Source organism: Colwellia sp. MEBiC06753, assembly GCF_053470325.1.
The window spans coordinates 409,099-419,035 of record NZ_JBQMTM010000001.1 but is presented as its reverse complement, the minus strand read 5'-3'; the positions used below and the strand labels follow the sequence as shown (position 1 = coordinate 419,035).

The 9,937-nt window shown below is 41.2% G+C and carries 9 protein-coding genes; 3 read left to right on the top strand and 6 right to left on the bottom strand.

The features are described 5' to 3' along the window. Positions 1-194 precede the first annotated feature (194 nt). The 6 genes from gmhB to ACOB82_RS01870 form a co-directional block, all read right to left on the bottom strand. Positions 195-731 carry a D-glycero-beta-D-manno-heptose 1,7-bisphosphate 7-phosphatase gene (gene gmhB / locus ACOB82_RS01895; protein WP_448211233.1) on the bottom strand — a complete coding sequence of 179 codons (537 nt, stop codon included), beginning with the start codon at positions 729-731 and terminating at the stop codon, positions 195-197. Between the two features lie 89 nt (positions 732-820). Next, positions 821-1,582 (bottom strand): SDR family oxidoreductase, encoded by a 762-nt coding sequence (locus tag ACOB82_RS01890; RefSeq protein ID WP_448211232.1) that lies wholly within the window; start codon positions 1,580-1,582, stop codon positions 821-823. 50 nt (positions 1,583-1,632) lie between these two features. Further along, complete coding sequence (gene mmsB / locus ACOB82_RS01885; RefSeq protein ID WP_448211231.1) at positions 1,633-2,520, bottom strand: 3-hydroxyisobutyrate dehydrogenase; 888 nt, start codon at positions 2,518-2,520, stop codon at positions 1,633-1,635. A gap of 73 nt (positions 2,521-2,593) precedes the next feature. Next, positions 2,594-3,718 (bottom strand): enoyl-CoA hydratase/isomerase family protein, encoded by a 1,125-nt coding sequence (locus ACOB82_RS01880; protein WP_448211230.1) that lies wholly within the window; start codon positions 3,716-3,718, stop codon positions 2,594-2,596. Between the two features lie 25 nt (positions 3,719-3,743). After that, a complete protein-coding gene (locus tag ACOB82_RS01875; protein WP_448211229.1) occupies positions 3,744-4,901 on the bottom strand; it encodes an acyl-CoA dehydrogenase family protein in 1,158 nt (385 codons plus the stop codon). A 111-nt stretch (positions 4,902-5,012) separates the two neighbouring features. Then, positions 5,013-6,197, bottom strand: a complete 1,185-nt coding sequence (locus ACOB82_RS01870) for an acetyl-CoA C-acyltransferase (protein ID WP_448211228.1) — start codon at positions 6,195-6,197, stop codon at positions 5,013-5,015. A 390-nt stretch (positions 6,198-6,587) separates the two neighbouring features. On the opposite strand from ACOB82_RS01870, the gene ACOB82_RS01865 reads away from it, so the two are divergent. From ACOB82_RS01865 to ACOB82_RS01855, 3 genes are all read left to right on the top strand, one after another. Continuing rightward, on the top strand, positions 6,588-7,004 hold the full coding sequence (locus tag ACOB82_RS01865; protein ID WP_448211227.1) for a MerR family transcriptional regulator: 417 nt from the start codon (positions 6,588-6,590) through the stop codon (positions 7,002-7,004). Between the two features lie 16 nt (positions 7,005-7,020). Beyond that, positions 7,021-8,190: an isovaleryl-CoA dehydrogenase gene (locus tag ACOB82_RS01860; protein WP_448211226.1), complete on the top strand. Its 1,170-nt coding sequence runs from the start codon at positions 7,021-7,023 to the stop codon at positions 8,188-8,190. A gap of 138 nt (positions 8,191-8,328) precedes the next feature. Beyond that, positions 8,329-9,936, top strand: a complete 1,608-nt coding sequence (locus ACOB82_RS01855; RefSeq protein ID WP_448211225.1) for a carboxyl transferase domain-containing protein — start codon at positions 8,329-8,331, stop codon at positions 9,934-9,936. Position 9,937: the final 1 nt, after the last annotated feature.

Here is a 9,937-nt window from a genome sequence, read left to right as displayed (position 1 = left end):
AACTTATCTGACCCGTTTAATGCTAAATCGTTAACACTAAACTGTTCAAAACAGCCTTCTCAAGTCTCCCTGGGAAGTGGATGCGCATTTTAGGGATTTTTTATCCCGCGTCAACACCTTTTTTATAGAATTTATTAATTTTAGTTTAAGTGGTGATATTTTGCACAAAAATAAGCTTTTTTGTGCAATTTTTATTAGCAAAGGAACGCGATAGCTTCTTTTACTTGGTTAATCCTATGCGCATTTATATGGTGATCATCTTGATAATGGCCTACAACCAGCACTTTATTATGTATACCAGCTGCTTCAGCTGCTTGGATATCAGAGACTTTATCGCCAATAAATGCACTATGTGCTAAATCAATATTGTGCTCTTTCGCTGCTTTAACCAGCATACCGGGTTTAGGTTTACGGCAATTGCATTTTTTTACGTATTCATTTTGCCCTTTATCTGGATGGTGCGGACAAAAATAAACGTCTGATATAGTAAGCCCTTCACGCTCAAATTGTTGTTTCATCCAATCTGTTAGTGTTAAAAAGTCATCTACTGTGTAGTACCCTCTTGCGATACCCGCTTGGTTGGTAATAACAAATAATTCAAAACCCATATCTTGCGCATAACGGCAGACGTCAAATATTCCTTCGACAAATTCGAAATCTTTAACTTGGTGTACATAACCAAAGTCGACATTAATAATACCGTCGCGATCTAAAAATAATGCTTTTTTCATTGCTAAATCTCGAAAGATGAAAAAGGCGAGTAAAACTCGCCTTTATTTAAGATGCATATACTTAACTATTAGTATAACAATAGCATGATTTACATGCTTAATCCGCCATCGATTTCTACGACTCGACCAGTAAAGAATTCATTCTCTAAAATATATTTAACGGTATGAGCAATTTCATCCGCTTCACCTAATCGACCGACCGGCTTCATTTTTTCTAAACGCTCACGCATTTCTGGTTTCATCGCATCTGTCATTGCAGTTCTAATAACACCAGGTGCAATTGCACCGACACGAATACCATATCGACCGAGTTCTCTTGCCCAACAAACCGTCATGGCAACAACACCCGCTTTAGATGCAGCATAATTGGTTTGTCCCATATTGCCGTTTCGTGCAATTGAAGACATATTAATAATCACGCCTTTACGGTTATTTTTGATCATATGGGCTGCAGCTTCACGGCCACATAAGAAAACACCGGTTAAATTCACATCAATGACCGACTGAAATTGATCTAGTGACATCTTTTTAACGATTTCACCATCTTTTGCCTTAATTAACATGCCATCACGTAAAATACCGGCATTGTTTACTAAGCCATCAAAACCATCGAAATCTTCGTTGATCTGATCAAATATCGCTTCAACTTCCGCTTCATTTGTTACATTAGCTAAGTAATATTTAGCACTCGAACCTGCCTCTGCAATTAATGCGACGGTTTCCGCTAATAGTTCTTCATTTAAATCAATTAGCGCTAATTTAGCCCCTTGCTTAGCTAAATTGAGTGCCATCGCACGACCTAAGCCTTGGCCGCCACCAGTGATAACAATTACTTTATCTTGAATATTCATGTTCTATTCGGTGTCCTTCATAATTTTTGTTTAACAGCAACTTTAGAAAATTACTGTTTATTAAATAAATTAAAAATACTAGAGAAGTCTTTCTTACCGTTACCGGCACCCGCATGCATTGCATAAAGACTTCTAGCTAACGCCCCCATAGGCGTTGAAGATTGACTGCTGACTGCTGTATCCATGGCTAAACCTAAATCTTTTGCCATTAGGTCAACCATAAAGCCACCATTGTAATCATTTGACGAAGGCACACCTTCCATCACATCAGGGCATGGGTTATAAACATCTAGTGTCCAGTTGCTACCTGATGATTTACTCATAATTTCTGATAACACTTTAGGATCTAAACCGTTAGCAATACCAAGCTGCAATGCTTCGGAAGTTCCTACCATTAGCACCGACAACAACATATTGTTGCAAACTTTGGCCACTTGACCAGCACCATGATCGCCAGCATGGAAAATGTTTTTGCCCATGTTTTCTAAAATAGGTTTTGCGTTAGCAAAGTTTTCAGCTGAGCCACCAACCATAAAACTTAACGTGCCAGCTTTAGCACCACCGACACCACCAGAAACAGGCGCATCAATAAATTCAATGCTCTTTTCCTTTAATGCAGCCCCAACTTTAATTGACGTTGCCGCATCAATAGTTGATGAATCAATAACAAGTGCATTGGCTTTAATATGATTGATTAAACCGTCTTCACCTAAATAGACTGCTTCTACATGTTTACCTGCTGGTAGCATTGAAATAATAACGTCAGCACCTTGGACTGTTTCCTGTGCTGATACACCTGTTGATGCACCATGTTCAACAACATCAATCACCGCTTGGGCCGATAAATCGTAGACACATACGTCGTGTTTAGCTTTGATTAAATTAATGGCCATTGGGCCACCCATATTCCCTAAACCAATAAACGCTATTTTCGCCATAATAATTCCTCTATTCTTTTCTTGTAAGCCAACCCAAACCAATTAGCCCTACTTATTTTTATTTGCCAAGTTTTTATTTGCCAAGTTCAGCTAAAGGGTGTTCTGACTCTGACCATTTAGTTTCAAAAAACCAGTCAATGACCTCTGGCTCTACGCTGGCAATATTGTCGAATTTCCACTGAGGGGCATTGTCTTTATCAATAAGTAAAGCTCTTACCCCTTCTCTAAACTCACCATATTTTGCACATTTTACTGATAGCGAAAGTTCTAAACGGAAGCAATCAGCCAGCGACAGCTTTTGTCCTAATGTTAGTTGGCGATAAACAATATGCCCGCTTATTGCACTGCCGTGTTTAAGAGATTGTTGCGCTTTATTAAACCACTTATCTTCTACTTCACAGCTAACAATGTTACTGACAATGTCAGCTAAATTATCAGCAGCGGTCACATGTTCAATTAAGGCCTTGTTAGCACGAAGGTGAGAAACCGGTAATTGCACTTTTGACTGCAATTCCAATTCTTGCATCGCATCATTTAATTTGTCGTGATTAAGTGCAACTGTGTTCCCCCAATTTATCGTCAATAGCTGTTCAATAAATTCAGCTTTTTTAGACGATAGAATAAAATAATCAGCCAAGTTACTATATTTAGCATCACTGGCTTTAATGGAAGCGCCTGTTAATCCTAAAAATAGCCCACAATTTTCAGGCATTTTATTTAAGAAATAAGTACCGCCAACATCGGGGTATAAGCCAATACTTATTTCTGGCATCGCTATTCGACTAGTTTCAGTAACCACTCGATGACTGGCACCAACCATCATGCCAAGGCCGCCGCCCATCACAATGCCTGTGCCCCAAACAATAAATGGTTTATTAAAGGTATGAATGAGGTAATCCAGCGCGTACTCTGTGCCGAAATATTCTTCTATAGCCGGTGCGTATTGCTCAGGATGGGCAGTCATTTCTTCATAAAGCTTAACAATGTCGCCACCTGCGCAAAAGGCTTTTTCTCCTGCGCCTTGTAACATCACTAACGCAATCTCATTATCTTGCTGCCATGCTTGTAACTGCGGGTAAAGCGCTTTGATCATATCGCCGCTCAGGGCGTTTAACGAACGCTCTGAATTTAATGTTGCAATACCAATTTTTTTACCATTTTCACAGTCGAGTACTTCAAATAACACTACTTCTGACATAGTTTATCCTTATTATTTTTTGCCGTTATAACAACTGGCCCGCGCCTTCAGTTAATAATCGCCTTGCGATAATAACGCGCATAATTTCGTTGGTACCCTCTAATATTTGATGAACGCGAACATCTCTAAAGTGACGCTCTAATGGGTACTCTTTGATATATCCGTAACCGCCATGAATTTGCAGTGCGGCATCACATACTTTAAAACCAACATCAGTGGCAAATTGTTTTGCCATCGCGCAATAAGCCGTTTTTTCAGGATCATTTTCATCAAGTTTAAACGCTGCCAAACGCACCATTTGTCTTGCGGCAACTAGCTCAGTTGCCATATCAGCCAGTTTAAATTGTAGCCCTTGAAATGCGGCAATCGGTTTGCCAAACTGCTCGCGTTCTTGCATATAGGCCATTGCTGTATTTAGCGCCTGCTGAGCGGTTCCAATTGAACAAGTCGCAATATTGATACGACCACCGTCAAGACCTTTCATGGCAATTTTAAAGCCTTCGCCGTCTTCGCCAAGTAAGTTTTCAACTGGTACTTTGACGTTATCGAAGGTAATAAGTTTAGTCGGTTGAGCATTCCAGCCCAATTTTTCTTCTGACTTACCGTAAATAATACCGTCAGTGTCAGCTGGAATTGCCAATGCTGATATTCCTTTAGCGCCTTCACCACCGGTGCGAACCATAACCACTAGTACATCAGTTTCACCTGCACCTGAAATAAACATTTTCGAACCATTAACAATATAATGATCACCATCACGTTTAGCTGAAGTGCGAAGAGACGCGGCATCCGAACCTGCACCTGGCTCTGTTAAACAATAAGACGCTAGCTTTTGTCCCATCACAAGATCTGGACACCACTGATCTTTTACTGTTTCTGTGCCCCAAGTCGCAATCATCCACGTAGCCATATTATGAATTGTCATCATTGCGGTAGTCGCGGTGCAACCCATGGCAAGTTGTTCGAAAATAATTGAAGAATCAAGTCGGCTAAGGCCTAAGCCACCAACATCTTCAGGTGAATAAAGCCCACAAAATCCTAGCTCACCCGCTTTTGCAATCACTTCTTTAGGGAAAATATGCTCTGCGTCCCACTTTGCTGCATGTGGCGCAAATTCAGCATCGGAAAATTGTTTGGCAGTATCTGCAAACATTTGCTGATCTTCAGTTAAATTAAAATTCATGTCCCCGTCTCATCTAAACTTGTCATTGTAATAATTGAAACTGCCAGCGCATCCAAAGCTATTAAAACTAGGAAGGCACTGGCAGGTAATAAAGAAATTGCTAAGCGCTTGTTATAACATTTCTACTGCGATAGCAGTGGCTTCACCGCCACCAATACAAAGTGAGGCAACACCTTTAGAAAGTCCTTTATTTTTTAGCGCGTGAATAAGGGTCACAATAATACGCGCGCCACTAGCACCTAACGGGTGACCAAGGGCACAAGCACCACCGTTAATATTAACTTTATTGACATCAAGACCTAACTTGTCGATTGCTAGCATACTAACCATGGCAAATGCTTCATTGATTTCATATAAATCAACATCCGCTGCCGACCAACCTGCTTTGGTAAGTAATTTAGTCACTGCGCCAACCGGTGCAACGGTAAATTCTTCCGGCGCTTGGGCATGAGTAGCATGACCAACAATTTTACATAATGGCGTTAGTCCACGCTTTTCAGCTTCAGATTGCTTCATTAATACTAACGCTGCTGCACCATCAGAAATAGAACTTGAGTTAGCCGCGGTAATGGTGCCATCTTTTTTAAATGCTGGGCGCAATGATGGAATTTTTTCTGGACGAGCGTTGCCAGGTTGCTCATCGGTATCAACCACTACATCACCACGACGCGTTGAAATAGTAACTGGCGTAACTTCATTAGCAAAAGCGCCTGATTCAATTGCGGCATTAGCACGAGACAGTGAACGAATTGCATATTCATCCATCGCTTCACGACTGTATTTTTCACCATCAGCGGTTGATTGAGCAAAACAGCCCATTGAAATACCATCGTAAGCATTTTCTAAACCATCTAACATCATATGGTCCAACACTTGACCGTGTCCCATACGCATACCACCACGAGCATTTGGTAACATGTAAGGCGCATTAGACATACTTTCCATACCACCCGCTACTGCGATATCAATAGAACCAGCAATAATAGAATCGTGAACATCCATCACCGATTTCATGCCAGAGCCACAGACCTTGTTTATCGTATTACATACCGTTGATTTAGCTAATCCTGCCCCTAACGCTGCTTGGCGAGCTGGTGCTTGTTTTAAGCCAGCAGGTAATACACAACCCATCACCACTTCATCAATTTGATCAAAACCAACACCTGATTGTGCTACTGCTGCTTTAATTGCAGTAGCGCCTAATTCTGGTGTTGTGGCAGCAGCTAACGCTCCTTGAAAACCGCCCATTGGCGTACGAGTTGCTGAAACAATAACAATAGGTTCTGAGATAGACATATAGTTCTCCAAGGTAATCTAGGACTACCATTAATACTGATAATTAAGAGTTAAACGCTGCCAATATTACGTTTACGCCAACGTAAACTTAAATACTACTTTAGTACAAACTCATATTAATTTAATGCATGAGTATAGTGCTTAACTCTACTGCGTATATACCGACGTTATCCTTGCTATAAATCAATAACGCCATCAAATTTTGCCGCATACTTTAGAATAAACTTGTTAATGAATCTGCATTTTGCCTAAACAAATCATTAATCAATCAAGCTGAAGCTGTAACCTTTACCTTACAGTTTAAAATTTAATTGGCGGCAAAACCTAGCTTTACCTTAACGTAAACTTACCCTATATTAATGCCAAATTAAATTTATTCAATTTGTATTAATGTCGATATTGCCAAATAACAATACCGCTAAAACGTTTGCAATTGGCGAACTTGCGAAAGAGTTTGATATCACCACCCGAAGTATTCGCTTTTACGAAGACCAAGGGTTAATTACCCCTACTCGCCGTGGTCAAACACGAATTTACAATCAAAGAGACAGAGTTCGACTAAAGTTAATTCTACGCGGTAAGCGCTTAGGGTTTTCATTAGCGGAAACCGGCCGATTATTTGAGCTTTATGACATAGACAAAACCAGCGCAAAGCAGCTGGAAACAATTTTAGACTTAATTGCTGACAAAAAATCTCAGTTAAATCAGCAATTAGAAGATATCAAAATAGTGCTTATTGAACTTGGCAACTTAGAAAAAAGTTGTGTAGACACACTAGGCACATTAAAGAATAACGACAGCATTTAACGTTTAAGGAACAACCATGATTTCTAGCTTTTCTTCATTAAATTTCAATCTCGGTGAAACCGTTGACATGATCCGCGATCAAGTAAATGCTTTTGCTCGCGACGAAATTGCACCACGTGCCGCGCAAGTCGATATCGATAACGAATTCCCTATGGATTTATGGCGCAAGTTTGGTGACTTAGGTTTATTAGGCATGACGGTTGACGAACAATATGGCGGTACTGGTTTAGGCTATTTAGAGCATGTTATTGCCATGCAAGAGATCAGCCGAGCTTCAGCGTCAGTCGGTTTAAGTTACGGCGCTATGTCAAACCTTTGTTTAAACCAATTAAACAAAAACGGCACCCACGAACAAAAAATGAATTACTTACCTAAGCTTTGTACGGGTGAACACATTGGTGCATTAGCGATGTCTGAGCCAAATGCCGGCTCTGATGTAGTCAGCATGAAATTAAGTGCTAAAAAGCAAGGTGACAAATACATTCTTAACGGCAATAAAATGTGGATCACCAATGGACCTGATGCCCATGTTTACGTGATTTATGCAAAAACTGACGTTACAGCTGGCTCTAAAGGCATTACGGCATTTATTGTTGAACGCGACTTCCCTGGCTTTAGCCGTCATCAAAAACTCGACAAACTAGGCATGCGTGGTTCAAACACGTGTGAATTAGTGTTCGAAAACTGTGAAGTACCTGCTGAAAACATTTTAGGTGAAGAAGGTAAAGGCGTAAAAGTATTAATGTCTGGTCTTGACTATGAGCGCTTAGTGCTATCAGGCGGACCTTTAGGCATTATGGATGCCTGTATGGATTTAGTTGTTCCGTATATTCACGACCGTAAACAATTTGGCCAATCAATCGGTGAATTCCAGTTAATTCAAGGAAAAGTAGCTGATATGTACACCCAAATGAATGCGGCTAAGTCTTATGTTTACATGGTTGCGCAAGCCTGTGATCGCGGTGAAACCACCCGTAAAGATGCTGCTGCCGTGATTCTTTATTCCGCGGAACTGGCCACTAAAATGGCGCTTGATGCCATTCAATTATTAGGCGGTAACGGGTATATCAATGAGTTCCCAGCAGGTCGATTATTACGTGATGCTAAATTATATGAAATTGGCGCTGGGACTTCTGAAATTCGACGTATGTTAATTGGTCGTGAGCTGTTTAACGAAAGTAAATAATTGTTCGTGATTGACAAAATTCCTGCTCTTCGTCATTCCGGCGAAGGCCGGAATTTTTTATTCCGATGCGATGTCAAAGATTACGGCCTACGCCACAATGACAACATCAAATAACGATAAGAAATTAAAGGAAATATCGTGCCTAAGATAACTTCCAAAATAAATACAAGAAGCCAAGACTTTATTGATAACGCTGAACATATGCAGCGCCAAGTTGATGACTTAAAGGCTAAGCTTGAAGCCATCAAATTAGGTGGCGGTGAAAAAAGTCGCGAGCGTCATTTATCTCGTGGCAAATTGCTCCCTCGTGACCGCGTTTACCAATTGCTGGATGCCGGTTCACCATTTTTAGAGCTGTCCCAATTAGCCGCATATAAAGTCTATGAAGACAATGTACCAAGCGCAGGCATAATCACAGGTATAGGTCGCGTTGGCGGTCAAGAATGTGTGATTGTTGCGAACGATGCGACGGTTAAAGGCGGTACTTATTACCCGCTTACCGTGAAAAAACATTTGCGCGCACAAGCAATTGCGCAAGAAAATAATTTACCTTGTATTTACTTAGTTGATTCAGGTGGCGCAAACTTACCAAACCAAGATGATGTTTTCCCTGATCGCGAACATTTTGGTCGTATTTTCTTTAATCAAGCTAATATGTCAGCGCAAAACATCCCACAAATTGCCGTGGTTATGGGCTCGTGTACTGCCGGTGGCGCTTATGTACCAGCAATGGCTGATGAGTCGATTATCGTAAAAGAGCAAGGCACCATTTTCTTAGCAGGCCCACCACTGGTAAAAGCAGCAACAGGTGAAGTGGTTAGTGCCGAAGATTTAGGTGGCGCTGATGTTCATTGCCGCACTTCGGGGGTTTCTGATCATTATGCCCAAAACGATCATCATGCCTTAGAAATTGCCCGTAATACCGTTAAAAACTTAAACCGCGTTAAGCCAATGCAGCTCAATATTCAAGCGGTAACGGAACCTGAATATGATGCCAAAGAAATTTATGGCGTCATCCCGAAAGATCCACGCTTGCCTTACGATGTGCGCGAAGTGATTGCCCGCGTAGTTGATGGCAGTGAATTTGACGAATTTAAAGCGTTATATGGCACAACATTAGTCTGTGGCTTTGCCCGTATATATGGCTATCCAGTGGGCATTGTTGCCAATAATGGCATTTTATTCGGTGAGTCAGCGCAAAAAGGCGCGCACTTTGTTGAGCTGTGTGCTCAACGCAAAATTCCATTAGTGTTTTTACAAAACATCAATGGCTTTATGGTGGGTCAACAATACGAAGCGGGCGGCATCGCCAAACATGGTGCGAAAATGGTAACCGCAGTTGCTTGTGCACAAGTACCTAAATTCACCGTATTAATTGGTGGCAGCTTTGGTGCAGGTAACTACGGCATGTGTGGCCGTGCTTATGATCCTCGCTTCTTATTTATGTGGCCAAACGCACGCATTTCGGTAATGGGTGGCGAACAAGCCGCTGGCGTATTAGCTCAGGTTAAAACCGACCAAATGGCAAAATCAGGCGAGTCGTGGACAGACGAAGAGCTGGCTAAATTTAAACAGCCAATTATCGATAACTATGAACATCAAGGTCACCCTTATTATGCCTCTGCGCGTTTATGGGATGATGGCGTAATTGATCCTGCTGAAACTAGACAAGTCTTAGGCTTAGCGATTTCAGCCTCACTTAATAAACCGATTGCCGATACTCAGTTTGGCATCTTTAGAATGTAAG